Here is a 19792-nt window from a genome sequence, read left to right as displayed (position 1 = left end):
TGCATCTCCTTATTGATTCATTTTATCGTCTAATATATCTACATCTTCGGTTTCCCCAATTACTAATAAATTATCATTTTCTCTGACATATTCATCTGCTGAAGGTGAAACAACGACCGAACGATCAAAGCGTCGAATTGCTACAACTGTTAGATCATAACGTTGCCTAAAATTCAGCTCCGCTAATGTTTTATTAAAAAATTTGGGATTAGAAACTCGAATTTCTGCAAGAGAAAATTGATCCGATAGTTCTAAGTAATCCAATATATTTTTTGAAACAAGATTATGAGCAATACGAATCCCCATATCTCTTTCCGGGTGAACCACACGATCTGCTCCGATTTTTTCTAACACTCTTGCATGATATTCATTTTGAGCTTTAGCTAAGATGTTGGGAACTCCCATCTCTTTGACCATTAATGTAACGAGGATACTTGCTTGGATATCTTCACCGATTGCAATGATCACATGATCAAAATTTCTGATTCCTAGTGAACGCAATGTCATTTCATCTTGTGCATTTGCTACAACTGCATGAGTAGCGATATTCATATATTCATTGACTCGATCTTCATTGCTATCAATAGCTAATACTTCTTGTCCTGCTTCAACTAAGGTTCGGCAAATACTGCCACCAAATCGTCCAAGCCCGACAATTGCAAAATTTTGTTTCACTTGCTTCCTCCCTTACCTATTTTATTTAAGTATAGCAAAGGCTTTCTAAAAACGAAAGTAAGCTTTCTTTTGTAGAATAAACAATTTATTTAACTAGTCCATGTTTGAAAGCATAAATAGCTGCTTGCGTTCGATCTTCTACTTCTAATTTTGCTAATATATTTGAGACATGGGTTTTGACTGTTTTTAAAGTAATAAATAATTCATCTGCGATCTCTTGATTGCTTTTTCCTTCTGCTATCAGCATCAGGATTTCATTTTCGCGTTTTGTCAATTCTTCATGAAGAATTGGCTCGTTTCTCTTACTTATTTTTTCCATCATTTTTGTTGTTACTTCAGGTTCTAGCACTCGTTCCCCTCTTTGAGTTGCTCTGATCGCATCTGCAATTTCATGAGCGGTAGAAGTTTTTAATAGATATCCCGCTGCACCAGCTTCAATGGCTGGATAAACTTTTTCATCATCGATAAAGCTGGTCACAATAATTATCTTTGCTTCAGGCCAGTCTTTTAAAATAGCTTTAGTTGATTCAATCCCATCCATTTCTTCCATAACAAGATCCATCAAAATCACATCAGGTCGTAATTCCATTGCTTTTTCATAGCCTTCTCGACCATTTTCTGCTTCACCGATCACTTGAATGTCTTCTTGAATCGATAAATAAGAGGAAACTCCTAAGCGAACCATTTCATGATCATCTACGAGTAATACTTGTATCATTTTCAATTATGCCTCCTTGATCAAAGGAACTTTGATCTCAATACTGGTGCCTTGTCCTTTAAAACTAATAATTTTAACTGTTCCACCAATACCTGCTACTCGTTCCCTAATATTATTTAATCCATAACTACCTGTTTTCGTTTCGTTCATATTAAATCCGGTACCATCATCAATCACTCGTAACAATAAGTTATTATTGATTTTGTGTAAATAGACTTCTAATTCATTTGCTTTAGCGTGACGTAAGGTATTCGATAATAATTCTTGCACGATACGAAAAAGATGATCTTCAATCGAATTGGACAATTTTACGTCTTCGATCTCCCATTTCAATGAAATTTGAATTTTATTTTGTAGTTCTTTTAATAATTGCTCAATTCCTTGTTTCAAACTCTTCTCCTCCAGATTCACTGGGCGAAGATGAAGTAGGAGCGCGCGCATTTCAGATTGAGAAGCATTGATGATATCAGCAACCATACGTAATTGTTTGCGAAATATTTCTGAACTATCTGTTTTTTCGGCTTGTTCTGTTAAAGCAGACATCATCATCATCGCTGCAAATAATTGTTGTGAGACAGAATCATGGAGCTCCCGGGCTAAACGATGCCTTTCTAGTTCTAAGATTTCCTCTCTTGTCTGTCCATCCACATACTGGGGTCTGCTAGTGATAATTTGTAGTTCACTAGAAACTTCAATCATTTTTTCTTTTATTTTGGTTATTTCTTTATCAATATCTTGTACATAAATATCATCATTTGCACTGGGAATGGGTTCATTCAAATGACTAGACTCATAATTACCAGAAGATAATGCTCTTAATTTTTCTTCAATTTTACCATACTTTGCTTTTTGGATAAGTGATACTATCAAAAAAACCACTAATCCGACACCTAAGGCAATAGCAAACAAATGAAAAATCAGCGGCACATACAATAGTCTTGCACTTAAAATGGCACGCCACCAATTCGTTTGGTTACTTGCATAAAAATAAGTGAACAACGAAAACAAGATGATTAAAAAAGAAGCCGCTGAGGCATAGATTGCCATCATTAATTTTGATAATCTGCTCATCATACACGTATCACCTCAACGTCACCAAGTAATGTATTCGTGATGATTTTTAACCGTCTTGGGTTTTCATCATAATCGTTACTATAAATTTTGATGGATTCATTTTTTAATGAAAATTGTTCCTCTTCAAATAAAACATTTCCAACAAGTGTCGCATGCTCTAAACTGATGGCAATCCCTAAAGGTACCAAAATTCTCGTTCTGCCAATTCCTTTTCGCACAATAACGATATTATCATCCTTTGGTAACAATGTATTGCCAAGATCAATGATCGTATCCCCTGAAATTAAAGCAATATTGATGTCATCCCATTCATAAACATCATTACCAATACGTTGATTTCCAAATAATTGTTGTTTTTTTCGTTCATTATTATGTGTTTTTAATTGATCGGTTTGTACCATGATCATCTGTTTCTTTCGCCAAAAGGTATTTTTTGTTAGATCAATCCCAGAAATTTCAACCCCTTTTAGTCCGATAAACAAGATCGCAAATACTGCCATCAACCATAGTGCAGGGCTATTGACTAAACTAAAGAAAACGATCAAACTCCCTATAATCAATTGAAAATTTCGAAATCCAGATCGTGGATATTTTCTTAATGCTAAATATATGTTCAATGCACCAAACAATACGAGAAGAAGTAATTCTACGTTGTTCACAATTTGCCAAACTGCAAATAGTAATAATAAAGCCTCGACTACGATAAAAAAACGCCAAGAACTATTCATCTTTATTCTCCTTTCATGCACATTCTCATTCTATCATAGCTATTTTTTTAGAAATATACTATAGGACTTGAGATGTAAAGTTTGTCCTAAGTCAAATGGTTCTGGACACTCATTCCTTAGAAAAATAAATAAGCCGAAGAATCCCAAAAATCGGAGAAACGATTTTCTGATTCTTCGGCTTATTGCTCAAAGTTGTAGATGTCACAACTTCATTTTTGTTCAAGTATTTCTTATGCTTGCTCTACTTTAACGATTTTAACTAACATATCGCCACCAGGGGTAGCAATCGTTACTTCATCATTGACTAATTTACCAATCAAAGCTTGAGCAATTGGTGAATCATTAGAAATTTTACCAGAAAATGGATCAGCTTCTGCACTTCCTACGATTGTGTATTCTTCTTCTTCACCATCCGGTAATTCAATAAATGTTACTGTCTTACCAATTGATACTTCATCTGCATCAACACCGTCATTGTCAATGATTTGAGCAAAACGAATCATATTTTCGATTGTTGTGATTCGACCTTCAACAAACGCTTGTTCATCTTTAGCAGATTCATACTCTGAGTTTTCAGATAGATCACCAAATCCACGAGCGATTTTAATGCGTTCAATGATTTCTCCGCGTTTAACTGTTTTTAATTGTTCTAATTCTTCTTCTAGTTTGGCTTTGCCTTCTAGAGTCATCGGGTAAACTTTCTCAACCATGTATAACGTCTCCTTCTTGATCTATGGAATACCGCAAAAAGTAATCTTTTGAGGAATATAATCCAAAAAAGATTACCACGCTTTTCCTAAAATGTAAATGTTTTTCTATTTTAAATAAATAGTCGATGATACAAATACTATTCTACGAATTATTGACATATTTATCAACTAATTCCAAATGTTCTTCGTAAGTTTTTGCAAAATAAACATCGCCTTTTTTGATATCTGCCACAAAATAGTAGTAATCATTTTGAGTCGGCTCTAATACGGCTTCGATAGCTGCTTCACTAGGGTTATCAAATGGTCCAGGACCATAACCTGTGTTCGTATATAGATTATATGGAGAGTCGACAGCCGTATCTTTATAAGAGACCGTTTCTTTGTGTTCTCCCAAGGCATATAAAACAGAGATATCTGATTGTAAAGGCATATCTGCCTTGATACGGTTGAAAAATACTTGGGCGATGTTTTTACGATCGTTTTCTTTTATCCCTTCTTTTTCAACTAATGAGGCCAACGTCAGGACTTCTTGAACCGTCATATTTTTTTGTTTGATGGTTGTAAAATAAGGCTGTAACACGCTATTTGTCTTGTTTACCATCTGAACGACTAAATCTTTCAACGACATTTTTTTGTAGTAATCATAAGTAGCCGGGAACAAATAACCTTCTAAGCGATATTTGACATTTTGAGCTTTGCTCGCACTGTCCAATAAATCTGGGAATTTTTTATAAAGCTCATTGAAAAACGTTTCATCTTTCATCAAATCTAAAAATTCTTGTTTATCTTTTCCAGTGACTTTCGCTACTCTAGCAGCGATTTGTTCAATGTCGTATCCTTCTGGTATCACGACTTTGCCATCTGCTACTTTAGTTGGCTCTGAGGTGCCACCTTCTTGCAATTGTTTTCCGATCTCATCCAAAGTCATATTTGGTGCCATTTGATAATATCCAGCTTGAAAGCCAGTCATATTTTTAAATTTAGTATAGTAATTGAACACGATGCCGCTTTTAATCACTTGATCTTGTTCGAGTATCTCACCTATTTGTTTATTTGATGAACCGCTAGGTATTTCAATTTGAACAAGTTGATCATTTTTAGGATCCAATGGTTTCAACCCGCTATCCACATAGCGGTAAATGGTGAATCCAAGGACGCCTCCAATGATTAGCAACGTCAAAACGATCACTAAAATGATTTTACCAACGATTTTTTCTTCTTTTTTTCGCAAATTTTTTCTCTGATTAATGACTGCATTCTTTTCAGCAGATTGGTCTGATCTGTTTTTTTTCTCTTCTGGACGTTGTTTGTTTTCTGACAAAACAACTCCTCCTTACTATCAACTTCGTAACTTCATCTATTATACATGATATTTTGATTGACGTGAATTAATTTATTTAAATATTCTATCAAAATTGTAAGTAGTAAATCAAATGAAAACAGATTAAAATTAATATCAATGAATACAATAGTTATTTTAACTATGAGCGAAAATGAAAGGACCTTATGACACAATGATAAAAAAAGGCAAACATGCAAAAAAAGGGGCATTTCCTTTTTTTTCTATCATTCTAGTATTGCTTAGTATCAGCGTACTTTCCACCGGTATGATTATAGGATGGAGTATTTATACGAAAGAACAAGCTAGAAATGATTCCGATTCACTAAAAGCTAAACAGACATTATCGCTTACACCTGAAGAAAAAAAATTATCAGAAAAAATCAACCACCTGTTAATTAAACATGATTACATTGGCTCAATTTATGTAAAGAAAAATAATCATGTGATTTTTGAGCGTGGCTATGGTTATGCAAACAAAGAAAATGATCAGTTAAACCGCCCTTATCTTTACTATCAAATTGGCTCGATTCAAAAAGCGATGACAGCTCTGTTAATTCTCAAACAAGTAGAATTAGGACACCTTTCTTTGAATACGAAATTGGCTAAGTTTTATCCTCAAATTCCGAATAGTCAAAAGATTTCCATTGAAGATCTACTTTATATGAGATCTGGGTTGAAACCTACAGCTAAACCTACTACCCCATTATCAGATACAGAAGTCGTTCAATTTGCGGTTCAACATCTAAAATTAGTTGACTACCATACTTATCGTTATGAACCATTAAACTTTACAATTTTAGCGGGTATTTTAATCAACTTAACTCACCAACCTTATGAAAAATTAGTAGAGAATGAGATTATCAAACCTTTGGATTTGAAACAGACCGCTTTTTATGATCAAGTCAAAAACTCTCCGCATCATGCCCTTTCCTATCAGATGTCTGCTAGTGATGATTACTGGAAGCCATTAACTGAATCGCAAACAGCGATCCATAATGAATTAGGGACTGGAAATATCAGTATGTCGGTGCTTGATTTAAATACGTTTTTCACTAAAGTTTTATCAGGTAAAATGATCCCACAGAAATTACTTTTTACATTATGGAAACCCAGTCCTACTGGCCACCCATATCGTGGTGGTGTCTATTGTGGTAATGATTATGTTTTGGCACAAGGAAACATCAATCGTTTCCATTCAGTCGCTGTTTTCAAACGTGATTTGAAAGATGCGGTTGTCATGGAAAGTAACGACCAATCAGATAAAAAAATAAAATTAACTGCTCTAGACTTGCGAAATCGAATTTATAATTTAATTGAAGGGTCCAAGATATTAGAAGAAAATTAATCCTGAAAACGAAAAAGATTATCGTCCCAAAAATTAAGTACGTCATAGTTCAAAAATTTTTTTATTAAAAAAATCGCCATGCAAAAGTTAGAATGTTATCTGACTTTTGCATGGCGACTGTATTTAGCCGACTATCATAGTTCTATTTCTCAAAGCTTAAGATTTCGTTCCATCCACTTTTCAAGTGTACGAATAAGAACTGTCGACTCTTATTATTCACTATATTTCAGTTTTTAAATAGCTTTTCATACCACTTAATACATCATAATTTGGTAGATAACCAATAGACTGAATCTTAGAAATATCTGCTAATGAATCGTGAATATCTCCTGAACGTTCTGGCTGATATTCTAAAGCTAATTCCGTCTCTAAAATTTGATCAATCGTCTGGATCAATGTTAATAATGTAGTTGCTTTTCCCGTTCCGACATTAAATTGTTGGCCTAAAGCCGCTTCTTTGTTAGCTACCAGAAGTAAAGCTTGGATCACATCATCGATATAGACAAAGTCTCTTGATTGGCTACCGTCTCCATATAAAGTAAATGACGTTTTTTCTCCCGCTAATTGTTTTTTATAACGATCAACTAAGATTGAAATCACACCACTGTAAGGTGAATTTGGGTTTTGGTTTGGTCCGTAAACATTGAAGAAACGAACTGCACTTCCTGGAACATCATATAAATGACAGTAATCCAAAACATATTGTTCAGCTGCAAACTTATCGATTGCATAAGGGGTTAATGGACGAATAATGGATTCCTCTTTTTTTGGTAAAGTTGGTTCATCCCCATAAACTGCTGCTGAAGAACTAAATACGATTCGTTTTAAGTTTGGTTGATATTTCCGGACCAATTCTAACAGCATCAGCACACTTTCAAAATTAACTCGATGTGTTTCTACTGGTCGGGCAACCGAATCTGCCACACTAGCAACTGCCGCTAAATGGAAAATGTAGTCAAATTGATTGGCACGGATGATTTCTTCCATCAATACTGAATCCGCTACATCACCTTCGATGAACGTGATGTTTCTATCCATCTCAAGATTTTCTACTTTTCCCATTGATAAATCATCAACAACAATCACTACATTTTCTTTACCTAAGTGATTGGCTAAGGTAGAACCGATAAAACCAGCCCCACCGGTAATCAATATTTTTTCCACTATTTTCACTCCAATTATTGATTTACATAAAAGATAAGTTTAGTGTAACACGTTTATTCTGAGAATACTATCTTATATATATGCCCTAAATAGAGCGATCATAGACTAATTGTTCCCTTTCCAATAGTTATCTCCTGTCTAACAAGAAAACCATACCATGCATAAAATATTCTAATAGTAGATAATATTTTTCTTATTTAAACGCTACTTCTTTGTTATTGCCTTGGCAGAAGTTGGTCAAGAATGTATTTCTCTATCACCTTTTGCAAGAATAAGGGACTGTGACAAGTCTTTTGTCACAGTCCCTCACTGTCTTCTTTATATTAATGATCTTTGACTAAGTATCGCAAATCTTTTAAGTCGCTCAAAAAACCACGATGGACAATCACTAAATAAATGATATATATCAAAATATAGGCAACCATACTCATATAAGTGCCATCAAACCAAAGATTACTAAAAATGAATAATAAAGTTAGACAGGTTTCTAAAAACATTTTAGCACCAATTTTAATATTCATATCTCTACACAAGAAAAATTCAGCTAAATTACAACGGAATGCTAAACTAGCAAGTATTAATCCGACAGTTAAGTTTAAATTCCCTATGATGAAAATGACGAATAGAGAAAGAAGCAAGGATAAGGTCAACGTCAAGACGTTTACCATTAGAATCGTTTTTTCTTTACGCAATGTCTTCAAATAGGTATTGATTAATAAGGACATTCTTCCTTCATAGATAACGATTGGAAATAAGATCCCCATGAATCTTAAACTAACTTCATATTCAGGTAGCCACATGCCTAAAACGATTTTTGCTGGAATATAAAAAATCAAAATAGCATACGTCAAAGGAACAAATACACCTCTTAGTGTTTGAAATAAAGAGGAAAGACGATCTCGATTTGTTCTTCTTAAAAGCGGGAACATGACGATCCCCACCGCATTGATAAAGGTCAAAAACATATTAGAGATACTTAAAGTAAAAGATAATTTACCAAAAGTCTGGATTGACCATTGTTGTTGAACAAAGAAACGGATCGTACCCATAATTAACATACTAGCAATACTACTCAACATTAATTTGCTACCAATATTAATGTTATCTAAGATTTCAGGTACTAGTTCTTTTAGACCAATCATTTTAACTTGCAGCATATCTTTTATTCGGGTCATTCCCCAAATTGTAATCACTAATTTTGAAATGATATCCATAATGATCAACCAGTAAAATTCCCGCCCACCTGTGGCAAAATATATACCGATTAAGACAACATATAAATAGCGATCATTTCTTGATAACTGGGCATACTCTTTAATCCTATTTGTTGATTGGAAAATATAGAGAATAAATGTTTTAACGATGGTCACTACAGAAACAACAGCTGTCAAAATCAAGATCAGTGCTTGGTATTCTCCAGGCATAAAGAAGTAAGCCCATAAAATAACGAAAATCGAAACAAAAAATTCAAATATCGCTAAATACCAAAACTGCGATCCTAAAGAACGTTTATCAATGTCTTTGTACTCTTCTCCACCGATTTTCAAGTAAATACCATCAATCCAACCAAAATGTAAGAATCCTACATAAGAAGAGTAAAAGACATAGAGTTGCCAATAACTATATTCAGTCACTCCTAATAATTTTGGAACAAATAAATTTAAAAGGACAGAAATACCTAATGTAGCAAAGTTAGCTGCTACGGTATAATATAGATTTTTTGCGACAGCTTTTGCTTTATGGTTCATGCTGATACCTCACTTTCCTGACTTATATTTTATAAGATGATAGATATCAGTACCAAAATAAAATTTACGCTTATAGCGGAAGAAAGAAGCAAGAATTGTTGATAACTGTTCCTTTTCCAATATAGCAATACGCATTTCTAGTTCATCAATCATTGACAAGAGCATTTTTTGTTTCTTCTCAAAATCATCTATATCAGTTAAATTAGCTAAATAGTTATTGGCTGCATGTACACGTTGCAATCTTCGTCGTAACGTATTTAGTCTTTTTTGGTAGGCTGTTACTTTGTTTGCTTGGTCAATTTCTTTTTTAAAAGAGCTTTGACCATGTTTACGCCATTCAATCAACGGTTTTCTTAAGAGAAATAACCCATTGCTTAAAACAGCACTTCCCCACATGGACATATCATGGACTGCATTCTCCATTCTTGAAGCATAAAGCATCACATTCGCAATAAAGCTTTGGCGAATAGCATAGACACAGCCTGGACGTCTTAGGAATAAGTTGTTTTCATTAAAAACCACTCGTTCTTCTGATTGTCCCTCTATTTTTTCTGTATCAACCCGTTTTAACTCTTCTGCTAAACCACCTGGCTCTACTAATTCATGATAATCTGATACTAAAACTTGAACTTGTTGATTCGCAAAAGTACGACTCATTTCTTCAATCTTTTTTTCATGCCAAATATCATCTTGGTCACAAGTAAACACAACATCTTTACTTGCTAGATCCAGCAGTTTAAAAAAGTTTTTTCGCCATCCAACGTTTTCTTCATTAACAATCAATTGCCAGGTAGCCTGTAACTGATTTTCTTCAATGAATCTTCGTACAATATTGACTGTCTGATCAGTTGAACAATCATCTTTTATGATAACTTCATCAATTTTTTGAGATTGATTTTTCAAAGAATTGAGCTGTTCTATAATATTTTTTTCGCCATTATATGTAGCCATTACAACAGTTGTTTGCAGTTTTTCACGCATTTACTTCACTCCTTCTAAGATATAGTATTAAAGATGCTACTTTGTTGTTTCGTCTTACTTTTTGTAACCATTTCGAGAGGCTATTTTTCGTAAAAGTTATACGGATGGTGTGTCACGCGTTCATTTTCCGGTGGCATTGTCATGTAATCTCCGTAACGCAATGTAAGAAAATCTCCTCTATTTTTGATAGCCATTACTTTGTGTCCTTCAAATTCGACGTCTTCATATTCAGTAAACCATTGCGTTGGAAAAACACCCCAATCAATATGGATCCATTCTAAATAACCACATGTGTCCGTATCTCCAAATCGGATTTTTTTAGCAGCTTCTTGATATTTTTTTTGCCAATAGACATTATCTCCGATTTTCAATAATTTTTTATGATGAGGATAACGCACTACTAATTTTACGATTGCTTTCAAAAAATCAAAGCTTCGAGCATAAGCTAATCCCAAAGTGTCCATTAAGTTTAGACGATAATTCTCTGTTGTCTCTCTTAAAGCTTGACGTTCTGTAGCAGAATCTGGAATGCCGTCAATAGGAAAAATATCAACAAAAACGCCTAAATCAGGTTCTTCCCCACTAAAAAACTGCTTTGTTTTAGCTACAGTTTTTGGGTCAATCACTTTTGCAAATGGATATCTAAAATTTTCTCTTGTTTCAAAGGACAACAACTTGTAATTTGTATCATTTTTTAAGATCAAAAGCAATTCTTCATAATCTGGTCGGGGCATCACGATATCAATATCATCATCCCAAGGGATAAAACCTTGATGGCGTTCAACACCAATCAGACTTCCATAAAATATGGTATATTTTAGGTTGTTTTCACGACAGATTTTATCAATATAAACTAAAATATCAACTGCTTTTTTTTGTACCTCTGCCATTGTTAATTCTCTCATAAGAAGTCTCCTATATCCAATTAAATTTTTTACTAACGAACGGGAATATTTATTTGCCTTTGATCATCAAATTGACCAATAATAGAAAATATCCTTGCATCCTTTGTTTCTCTGCAAGGATTTTTCCTATTACCTTAATTATTTTTCCAGTCTGTTCAATTGTTTTTGTTGATCGAAATCATATTGAAGTTTTCCTAAATACAACCAGAAAATAAATGTTGCAGAACGTCTAGTTAGTATAATTTCAGTAATCAATAAACTAGAGACTAAGATGATCAACACAATTTGATTATCTATCAGAAATTCCAGATAATTTTTTTGCTTTGTAGCAAATAGAATCCGCAAAGACTGCCACATTTTTGATAGTAAAAATAGGACAAAAACAATTGTTCCAGAGATACCAGTTGCTGCTAATAGATAGAAAAAGGCACTGTGAGGTGTTTGCCCCGTTTTAGCAATATGAGTCTCTGGGATTTTAGCTTTGGCAATTGCCACAAAACCTTTTGGTGTTGTTCCGAAAATGGGTTCAAGTCGCATCAATTCAGTTGCACTTTTCCATAAAGCAAAACGACTGTTAGAAATATCTTTATTTTCAACAACATCCGGTCTTTCGGTAGTGACCAATTTTTCGTCAGGAATTTTTTTCTCTGAATCTTTTTCAAAAAAGTCAACGACCTTAGGACTTGTGATTTCCACACGGTTTGCTACATTGACGTAACCTGTTTTCATCAATGATACGCCACCAAAAACAACGGCTGAACTAATCGCAGCTAGGACTGTTGCTCCTACTACTTTCAATACTAACGATTGATTTTTTTTCGACTGATAAAATAAGTAAAAGAAGAAAACACCAAAAAAGGCCGCAACTACCAATTGGATCATACCAGATCTTGAACCTGAGAGAGAAATATAGCTAAATTGAACAAACATAACAAAAATAGAAAGAACTTTCACCCATAGCTTTTGATTAAAAATAGCTTTTCTAAGGGCAAAAATAATACAAACCAATGAAATAGTTGTCGCATAGTTTGGATCAACAAAAATCCCATAAAGACGATTTTCAAAAAAACCGATTCGCATGCCATAATACAATGATTTAACTGGCGTAGAAAAACTTACACGAGCAAAAAACAAATAAAGAGAAAATAGGACAAGTGCAGACCAAACAACTAAAAGAATCGTTTCAAACACAGTAAATAGTTTTTTGTTATTTTCTCTTCCCACTTCAAATACACAAAAGAAAAAGATACATTGCCAAATAATCAGTTTGATGTTTTCCGTGAAAGCATATTCTCGATTCAACAATGTACTGATTGCTAGAATCACTATAAAAACAATTAACCAATATTCAATTTTTATTTTCTTTTTTTCGAGAATCATTGGTAAAAAGTGGCTAAGGAAAATGACTCCTGATAATAACATGATAATCATCGAAAAGATGGAATCGATTTTTGGTGGTAGTGTGGAATAAACACTAACCATCCGACAGATTAAGACAAGCTCAAAAAAAACAATATAGGGCAATGCTATTTTTTGTCCTATACTATGGAATTGCTTTGAAAATTTAGTAAACATTTTATCCTCCATTAGTATAAAAGATCAATCACCGTAACGGTTAATCTTTAGTTTTAGTTATATGTTTCCTTCTAAATTCTACTGGAAACTTATATAAATGTAAGCTAATCATTAAGAGTAATGTAGAAAACTTACGACTCTTGGTAAATATCTCATTCTCCATAATGAATCGAAAGTTATGTCTTAAATAACTTACGATTTCTTTTGTTTCCGGACGATCCGTTACGTTTGCTACTATAATCTTATCGAGAACTAAAAAGTTAGCAAAACAAACACGTTGATGTGCTGCTTTTTTGATTTCTTGACTTCGGTCTTTGAGCTTTATTTCATTGTTTTCCCAAGCTTCAATAAATTCAAATTGTTTTTCTGAAAAACTTTCTGTATTGATACTTCCAAGACGATGATAATAATAGTACTTTTGTTCAGAGTCAATGGCTACTTTGTGGCATTGATTCAATAAATCTACAATAATAAAAGAATCTTCATGATATTTTCCCTCTGGATAGCGGATAGTTGAAAACAGTTCTCGCTTATAGAGTTTGTTCACTGCATGAACAGAGATGATATTTCCTTGTAAAATTAATAATAACGCTTCTTCAGCGGTTACTGTTTTTTTGATTGTGGGTTTGATTATCGGATCTTTTCCCTCGTAGACATCATAAATACCACAGATCGATAAGTCTGCCTCTTCTTTGATGATTGCTTTATATAAAAGTTCATACATATCTTCTGCGATATAGTCGTCACTGTCAACAAAGCCCAAATATTTTCCTTTGGCTACTTCGATTCCCGCGTTTCTTGCACTACTCAATCCACCATTTTGTTTGTGGACGACCCGTACACGAGCATCCTTCTTTGCATAGTCATCACAAATACGTCCACTATTATCAGGTGAACCGTCATCCACTAAAATCAGTTCAAAATCGGAAAAAGTCTGAGCGAGAATGGAATCTACACATTTTTTTAAATATTTTTCAACTTTATAAACAGGTACGATGATACTAATTTCACACATGTATTTCATCCTTAACTAACTGTACTGTATGCTTCAGTGATTCTTCTAGACTAAAGATCGGGAACCAGCCAGTATCTTTAATTTTTTCATTATTTAAAATAGCCGTATTTGCTTTAGAAAAGCCTTGTTGTTCAATTGCATCAGGTAATTCAAAAATGACTTGCTTCCCACTAATTTCAGCAAGTTTTTGAGCAAGCTCTTTTAGATGCAAATCAAAACTGTCATTAGAGATGTTATAAGCTTCTCCATTCTGACCGTGAATAAGGAGATGAAGCATCGCTGAAACAGCATCACCTACATAAATATAGGAAAAATACTGGTTTCCTTCACTCTTTAATACAATATCTTCTTCATGCACTGCATTCAAGATAAATTGAGAAGAAGCCTTAGAGTCAGATAACAGCATCGTTGGGCCAAATGTACGGCATAATCTTGGAATCACAATATCTAATTGATGCTTCGCAATATATGCCTGACAAAGGGACTCACTGACTCTCTTACCTTCCGGATAGCCGGCACGTAAAGTATTGCAATCAATATAACCACAATAATCTTCCGAAAACTTTTCAACGTCTCCACGATTTTCGCCATAGATCTCTACAGTTGAAAGGAAAAGCACTCTTTTCGGTTCTGTTGCTACAGCATGTTTCAATACTTGTTCTGTACCAGCAAGATTCGTCATAATCGTGCCAATTGGATCGGTTGCATAAGCTTTTGGATGGGTATTGCTTGCACCGTGGATGATATAGTCAGCCTTAATAGAAAAAGGCAACGGATCTGTCACGTCTCCTTCGATGATCTCAAAATTTTGATCAGAGATATACGGAGAGAATCGTTCTTCCAATCTTTGACGATTTCTTCCCATTGCATATACTTTAATATTAACCCCTAAATACTGGTTTGCTAACATTAACGTATCGACTAAAAAAGAACCAATCATACCTGAGGCACCAATCATGAGTAAAGATTGACCATCCAAACTTTTTAAATCAGGAGTATGTTCGACTACCTTCAGCAAATCATCTTTATATAGTGGATTATTTATTAAAGACATCCTCTTCACCTAATCTTTCATTTTTAAATATGCTTTGAAAAGCTCTAAATCATCGGTTGTGGTCAATTTGATATTTTTATCAGAACCAGCCGCAAAATACAAGGTTTCACCTAAGTCCACCATCATCGTATTGGTATAAGATGAGTCTGTCATTCCAATATTTTCTTTGACCGCCCGATTATAAGCAGATAGTAATTTACCATATTGGTATGCTTGTGGTGTTGAAACACGTCGTAACGTATTACGATCCACATATTGTTGTGTCGTTTCTTCGGTTTTCTTAATAAAAATCTGTTCATTATACGGTAATGAAGTCACACCATTTCCATATTCCTTACATTTCACAATCACATCTGATAGGACGAGTTCATCCACCAATGGACGGATACCGTCATGAATGATAATTGTGTCATCATCCTCTGAATAATCTTTTAAAAATTGTACACCGTTATTGATTGATTCTTGTCCTTTAGATCCGCCAGTAATCACCCATTGGACTTTACTGATATTGAACTCTTTGATATAAGCCCACATGGTTTCTTCCCAACCTGATTTACATACAACAAGAATTCGATCAATCTGTGGATGGTGTTGGAATGACTCCAATGTATAAATAATGATGGGCTTCCCCTCGATATTAATAAATTGTTTTGGTATATCCTGCCCCATTCGTTTGCCAACGCCACCGGCAATAATTATAGCTGTAATCATATGAGATAAATTCCTTTCTTTTATGTGTATTTATACTAAATAGGTATTGAAAACTTGCCTATTATTTCACTATCCGTTCAATAAAAACCATATTTAACCTTTTACATTTTCTCACAACTGCCAATAACTTTCAATGTTTTCCACTGAGCCTCGGTGAAATATAAGTATTATACAAAAAAACAACACATCAAAAGAATGATAGAACATTCGATTGATGTGTTGATTTATTTATTTTTAGTTTACTTTTTGAACATACTTTTTATTTGCAGTCACATAACCATCAGCTGTTTTTAATCGTGGAAGTCCTGATGGGGTATATTCGATTGATTGGATCTCTACGATCGTTCCTTTGCTAATTGCAGCTCCTTTTTGCGTAAAACTGAGATCTTTATAGTAGTAATCATTCATCAACAGTTGAACTCTTTTAGGATTCGTCACAAAATAATTATCATTTGCATTCGCAGCAGCTGTAACATACCCTTTATTAGCTGTAACATATCCCTTATTGGTTTTTAATCGTGGGATTCCACCAGCTGTATACTCGATACCTAAGACATCGATCACCGTACCTTTCGCAATTGCGGTACTTGGTTGTTTAAAGTCTATGTCAGAATAATAGCGATCATCCCTCAACATAACAATTTTTCTTGGATTTTCGATAAAGTAATTATCACTGTCACTCACTAATTGTGTTACATAACCTCTATTTGCTGTCAAATAGCCTTTTGCCGTTTTTAACCGTGGGATTCCACCACTTGTAAATACCACATTTTGGACTTCAATCAATTCATTTTTAGAGACTGCCTCCCCTTTTTGACTGAAATTGACATCATGATAATACGTATCATTTGTCTTCATGACCACATATCCTGGATTACTATAATAATAGTTTGAGATATTATCTGGCACTTCTTGCACATACTCTTTATTAGCCGTCAAATAGCCATCGGGCGTAAGCAATCGCGGTACTTGACCTTCACGGTATACGACACCTGTAACAGATACAAGCGATCCTTTCGTCACTGCTTTTCCTTTATGGAGAAAGTCTGTGTCTCGATAGTAAGTATCATTGGCTTTCATGACGATTCGAACAGGGTTTTTCGTATAGTAATTATCAATTGATGCTACAGTTGCGATCACGTAGTCTCTATTTGCTGTATAAAAGCCTTTATTTGTTTTTAATCGAGGTATTCCACTCTTTGTTTTTTCAATTCCCGTTACTTTGATGACCGTACCAGCTGAGACTGATTCTCCTGGTTTTGTAAACTCGACATCTTGGTAAAAACGATCATTTGTCTGAGCAATGACTTGTCCTGGATTTGTCATATAGTACATATCAGAGATATCACGATACTGTTCGACCAAATTTTTATTCGCAGTCAAATAGCCATTTTTTGTTTTTAAACGGAAAATACCAGAGTCCGTGTAAGCTAAGCTTTCTACTTCCACCACTGTACCTTTCGTGACTTTATTTAAACGCTGGGTAAAAGCTGTATCTGCATAAAAATAATCATCGGTCTTCAAACGAACTTTTTTAGGATTCGTTGTAAAATAAGAATCAATATTGCTTTGAGCCGCTACAACATATGATTTATTTGCTGTTAAATAACCGTGATCTGTAAATAAGCGTGGAATCCCACTAGCGGTTGTTTGAATACTTTTCACAGTAACTAAAGTATTTTCTTTAACAGTCATTCCAGGACTGGTAAAATTCACATCATTGTAAAAACAATCATCCTTCTTGAGGATGACTCTTCCAGGATTTGTCGTATAATATTTATTTAGGTCAGGTCCGGTTCCTGTATTTGGCGTTCCAAAAAAAGAACTGTAAATCATCGACATGTCAAAGGGACGTGATTGATAATTAGCCAAACCTGGGAAATACATTTTAGACGACCACTGCCAAGCGCCATAATCATTGTTCCACTGCATCGATTGTGTTGGAGTATAAGGATATTGTGCGACCCATATACGTTCTTTATTAAAGGGAGCAGGATTGATGTACCCACTATCTAGCCAGCCTCTACTAAGATATAGTGCAGCATTAGAATACCCAAGATTTTTTAGTTGTTGATTAAAAGCCAGAGCATTTTTTTGCGTATCGCGTCCGTTGGAAATCAAGTTTGGGTCTTCTGCGTCATCGAACATGATCGCATTTTTGGGCAAACCGAATTTTGACGCTGCTTGTGCAAAATATTTTGCCTCTGCTTGAGCCGTCTGGACAGATGTATACAAGCTATAATGATAAGCGGACACGCTTAGTCCTGCAGCTTTAGCATTGTTGATTTGACTTTGCGCATACGGATTAGTATAAGATGTTCCTTCAGTGAGCTTGACGGTTACTCCCGTAACCCCGTAACTTTTAATTTTTTGATACTCAGCAACAGAGATTGTTCCATTCCAACTAGCGACATCAATGAAGTCTTTTCTTGGTAAATTAGGATTATCGGCATATACACTATCAGGTTCCCTCATTCTCGTCATAATCCCATACTGACTGCCAGACGGTTGCATGGCATAAGTACCTTTTTTATGGTTTGTCCCTCTTTTCCCGAGTTCAGCATCTTCTCTTGAATCACCTTGACTAGCATCTGGTTGGACCTCGGTAGAATCACTCGTAGAATTGGCGGTCTCGGAACCCGAAGTGCTGGTACTTTCTTGAGTGGGGATTGTCGAGCTGCTGGTCATACTGGATTCTGTCGAAGAAGTCTCAGCCGTAGATGTTTCCGTAGTTGTCGAACTATCCGATTGTTTTGTATCGTTAGTTGTGGTAAGTGTTGCTGAATCAGACGAGTCGTTCATTTGCTTTTCTTCAGTTCCCACTTCATTCATAGCCTTCTGTTCTTGACTAGATTGAGAAGTTTTAGCTATATTTTCAATTGCATAAGTATTGGAAATAGAGCTATTTAATAATAATGTACATAAAAGTACACCAGAAAAAATCCGTTTCATCTCTTTTCTCCTTCATACTGTATCGTTTACTTTGTAAGCTTTTTTAGTATCAACAAGAACAGCTTCATGATGAGGCTGTTGTTCTTCTTCAGGGGGCAATTGCATGTAGTCACCAAAGACCTGTTTCAAATAGCGGTCATATCCAACAGGAATTGGCATTTTTGTCTCTTCAAAGGGAACAACAATCGCTGATTTAAAATCTTCCAAATGGTAAATATTTCCCATATATTTAGGTCCGACACATAATTCTGTGACATAAGGTGTCGATCCGAATGAGTACTTACTCATTTGTTTTTCTGCAAAACGCCAAATCTTATAGCGAATTTTGGGCGAAGAGAACGTACTTAAAAGCACCTTGCTACCTGTTGCCATCATTCCTCCATGTTTTTCGGGCACAACCTGAGAACAAAACAATGCATAAACGAGCGCCCACATTTTTTGGATTTTCCGTTGCGCACTTTTTTCAGGCGCACCGTCCAAAGGAAAAATATCAATCGGTATACCATGAGGAATAGCCATTCCTTCTTGATACGTTTTGACAAATGTGGTATTTGCATCTCGAATGGTCATAAATGAATTATGATCATTGTAATTCTCAGAAGCAACCAATAGCGGATAGCGTTCAACATCAGCATATTTTGGCCATAGTTCTTTTATTTTTTCATAATCTTGTCTAGGCATAAAAAAATCCAAGTCATCATCCCAAGGAATAAAACCTTGATGACGGATAGAGCCAATACAGCCACCACCACAAAAATAACAAAGTAGGTCGTGTTTATTACAAAAATCGACAAAATATTGAGCGATTTCTAACACTACCTGCTGGACATTTCTTAATTCAGGATCATTACTATACATACTTACAGCTCCCTCTATTTTTATTTTATCATAACTATTTTTTTTATCCGAAATAGAATCTGTCTAAATTTGCAAAAAAAGAGTGTGGGTCAAAAGGAAAACCTAAAGACCCAAACTCGAATAAATAGTGTGTTAGAAGAAACTTTTATCCTAACACTTTTATAAATGTGAGAATAAAGCCATGACAGCTGTCACTGCTTTTTTATTTCGATTGAAAAGCAAATGATATCACCCTGC

The 19792-nt window shown here is 34.8% G+C and carries 17 protein-coding genes; 1 reads left to right on the top strand and 16 read right to left on the bottom strand.

All coding sequences use genetic code 11. The features are described from left to right. Positions 1-9 precede the first annotated feature (9 nt). The 6 genes from AB3I42_RS02355 to mltG all read right to left on the bottom strand — a co-directional run bounded on the left by AB3I42_RS02355 (position 10) and on the right by mltG (position 5226). Positions 10-675 carry a TrkA family potassium uptake protein gene (locus AB3I42_RS02355; protein ID WP_010719717.1) on the bottom strand — a complete coding sequence of 222 codons (666 nt, stop codon included), beginning with the start codon at positions 673-675 and terminating at the stop codon, positions 10-12. An 85-nt stretch (positions 676-760) separates the two neighbouring features. Beyond that, positions 761-1393 (bottom strand): response regulator transcription factor, encoded by a 633-nt coding sequence (locus tag AB3I42_RS02350; RefSeq protein WP_010719718.1) that lies wholly within the window; start codon positions 1391-1393, stop codon positions 761-763. 6 nt (positions 1394-1399) lie between these two features. Then, positions 1400-2467, bottom strand: coding sequence for a two-component system sensor histidine kinase LiaS (gene liaS / locus AB3I42_RS02345; RefSeq protein ID WP_010719719.1), 1068 nt, complete (start codon positions 2465-2467; stop codon positions 1400-1402). Then, positions 2464-3195, bottom strand: a complete 732-nt coding sequence (liaF, locus tag AB3I42_RS02340) for a cell wall-active antibiotics response protein LiaF (protein ID WP_010719720.1) — start codon at positions 3193-3195, stop codon at positions 2464-2466. The genes liaS and liaF overlap by 4 nt, the downstream gene beginning before the upstream one ends. A gap of 230 nt (positions 3196-3425) precedes the next feature. Next, a complete protein-coding gene (gene greA / locus AB3I42_RS02335; RefSeq protein WP_010719721.1) occupies positions 3426-3905 on the bottom strand; it encodes a transcription elongation factor GreA in 480 nt (159 codons plus the stop codon). 142 nt (positions 3906-4047) lie between these two features. Next, on the bottom strand, positions 4048-5226 hold the full coding sequence (gene mltG / locus AB3I42_RS02330) for an endolytic transglycosylase MltG (protein WP_010738164.1): 1179 nt from the start codon (positions 5224-5226) through the stop codon (positions 4048-4050). A gap of 193 nt (positions 5227-5419) precedes the next feature. Between mltG and AB3I42_RS02325 the strand changes: the two genes are divergently transcribed. Further along, complete coding sequence (locus AB3I42_RS02325) at positions 5420-6592, top strand: serine hydrolase (protein WP_174270248.1); 1173 nt, start codon at positions 5420-5422, stop codon at positions 6590-6592. A gap of 219 nt (positions 6593-6811) precedes the next feature. Here AB3I42_RS02325 and AB3I42_RS02320 read toward each other — a convergent pair whose 3' ends face one another. From AB3I42_RS02320 to AB3I42_RS02275, 10 genes are all read right to left on the bottom strand, one after another. Then, on the bottom strand, positions 6812-7756 hold the full coding sequence (locus AB3I42_RS02320) for an NAD-dependent epimerase/dehydratase family protein (RefSeq protein WP_010738166.1): 945 nt from the start codon (positions 7754-7756) through the stop codon (positions 6812-6814). A 323-nt stretch (positions 7757-8079) separates the two neighbouring features. Continuing rightward, complete coding sequence (locus AB3I42_RS02315; protein WP_368022236.1) at positions 8080-9504, bottom strand: lipopolysaccharide biosynthesis protein; 1425 nt, start codon at positions 9502-9504, stop codon at positions 8080-8082. A gap of 9 nt (positions 9505-9513) precedes the next feature. Continuing rightward, the gene (locus AB3I42_RS02310; RefSeq protein ID WP_010738168.1) at positions 9514-10485 is read right to left on the bottom strand and encodes a glycosyltransferase; all 972 of its coding nucleotides are present in this window, start codon (positions 10483-10485) and stop codon (positions 9514-9516) included. Between the two features lie 80 nt (positions 10486-10565). Then, entirely contained in the window at positions 10566-11390 is an 825-nt protein-coding gene (locus tag AB3I42_RS02305; RefSeq protein WP_010738169.1) for a phosphorylcholine transferase LicD, read from the bottom strand. Positions 11391-11528: 138 nt separating this feature from the next. Continuing rightward, positions 11529-12965 carry an O-antigen ligase gene (locus AB3I42_RS02300; protein WP_010738170.1) on the bottom strand — a complete coding sequence of 479 codons (1437 nt, stop codon included), beginning with the start codon at positions 12963-12965 and terminating at the stop codon, positions 11529-11531. 40 nt (positions 12966-13005) lie between these two features. Continuing rightward, on the bottom strand, positions 13006-13980 hold the full coding sequence (locus AB3I42_RS02295) for a glycosyltransferase family 2 protein (RefSeq protein ID WP_010719729.1): 975 nt from the start codon (positions 13978-13980) through the stop codon (positions 13006-13008). Next, positions 13973-15034: an NAD-dependent epimerase/dehydratase family protein gene (locus AB3I42_RS02290; RefSeq protein WP_010738171.1), complete on the bottom strand. Its 1062-nt coding sequence runs from the start codon at positions 15032-15034 to the stop codon at positions 13973-13975. Before AB3I42_RS02290 ends, AB3I42_RS02295 begins: the two co-directional genes overlap by 8 nt. A gap of 9 nt (positions 15035-15043) precedes the next feature. Beyond that, entirely contained in the window at positions 15044-15745 is a 702-nt protein-coding gene (locus AB3I42_RS02285; protein ID WP_010719731.1) for a 2-C-methyl-D-erythritol 4-phosphate cytidylyltransferase, read from the bottom strand. A 234-nt stretch (positions 15746-15979) separates the two neighbouring features. Further along, positions 15980-18697 (bottom strand): DUF5776 domain-containing protein, encoded by a 2718-nt coding sequence (locus AB3I42_RS02280; protein WP_081128604.1) that lies wholly within the window; start codon positions 18695-18697, stop codon positions 15980-15982. 12 nt (positions 18698-18709) lie between these two features. Further along, entirely contained in the window at positions 18710-19555 is an 846-nt protein-coding gene (locus tag AB3I42_RS02275; RefSeq protein ID WP_010719733.1) for a phosphorylcholine transferase LicD, read from the bottom strand. Between the last annotated feature and the right edge of the window lie 237 nt (positions 19556-19792).

Origin of the sequence: Enterococcus sp. C53 (genome assembly GCF_040887425.1) — a bacterium.
Classification (GTDB): domain Bacteria; phylum Bacillota; class Bacilli; order Lactobacillales; family Enterococcaceae; genus Enterococcus_B; species Enterococcus_B hirae.
This window is presented reverse-complemented; position numbering and strand designations above follow the sequence as displayed.

Excerpts from the sequence above, each read along its gene's own strand:
- AB3I42_RS02350 (WP_010719718.1), bottom strand. The coding sequence starts at position 1,393 with ATGATACAAGTATTACTCGTAGATGATCATGAAATGGTTCGCTTAGGA.
- liaS (WP_010719719.1), bottom strand. The coding sequence starts at position 2,467 with ATGATGAGCAGATTATCAAAATTAATGATGGCAATCTATGCCTCAGCG.
- liaF (WP_010719720.1), bottom strand. The coding sequence starts at position 3,195 with ATGAATAGTTCTTGGCGTTTTTTTATCGTAGTCGAGGCTTTATTATTA.
- greA (WP_010719721.1), bottom strand. The coding sequence starts at position 3,905 with ATGGTTGAGAAAGTTTACCCGATGACTCTAGAAGGCAAAGCCAAACTA.
- AB3I42_RS02325 (WP_174270248.1), top strand. The coding sequence starts at position 5,420 with ATGATAAAAAAAGGCAAACATGCAAAAAAAGGGGCATTTCCTTTTTTT.
- AB3I42_RS02315 (WP_368022236.1), bottom strand. The coding sequence starts at position 9,504 with ATGAACCATAAAGCAAAAGCTGTCGCAAAAAATCTATATTATACCGTA.
- AB3I42_RS02310 (WP_010738168.1), bottom strand. The coding sequence starts at position 10,485 with ATGCGTGAAAAACTGCAAACAACTGTTGTAATGGCTACATATAATGGC.
- AB3I42_RS02305 (WP_010738169.1), bottom strand. The coding sequence starts at position 11,390 with ATGAGAGAATTAACAATGGCAGAGGTACAAAAAAAAGCAGTTGATATT.
- AB3I42_RS02300 (WP_010738170.1), bottom strand. The coding sequence starts at position 12,965 with ATGTTTACTAAATTTTCAAAGCAATTCCATAGTATAGGACAAAAAATA.
- AB3I42_RS02295 (WP_010719729.1), bottom strand. The coding sequence starts at position 13,980 with ATGTGTGAAATTAGTATCATCGTACCTGTTTATAAAGTTGAAAAATAT.
- AB3I42_RS02290 (WP_010738171.1), bottom strand. The coding sequence starts at position 15,034 with ATGTCTTTAATAAATAATCCACTATATAAAGATGATTTGCTGAAGGTA.
- AB3I42_RS02285 (WP_010719731.1), bottom strand. The coding sequence starts at position 15,745 with ATGATTACAGCTATAATTATTGCCGGTGGCGTTGGCAAACGAATGGGG.
- AB3I42_RS02280 (WP_081128604.1), bottom strand. The coding sequence starts at position 18,697 with ATGAAACGGATTTTTTCTGGTGTACTTTTATGTACATTATTATTAAAT.
- AB3I42_RS02275 (WP_010719733.1), bottom strand. The coding sequence starts at position 19,555 with ATGTATAGTAATGATCCTGAATTAAGAAATGTCCAGCAGGTAGTGTTA.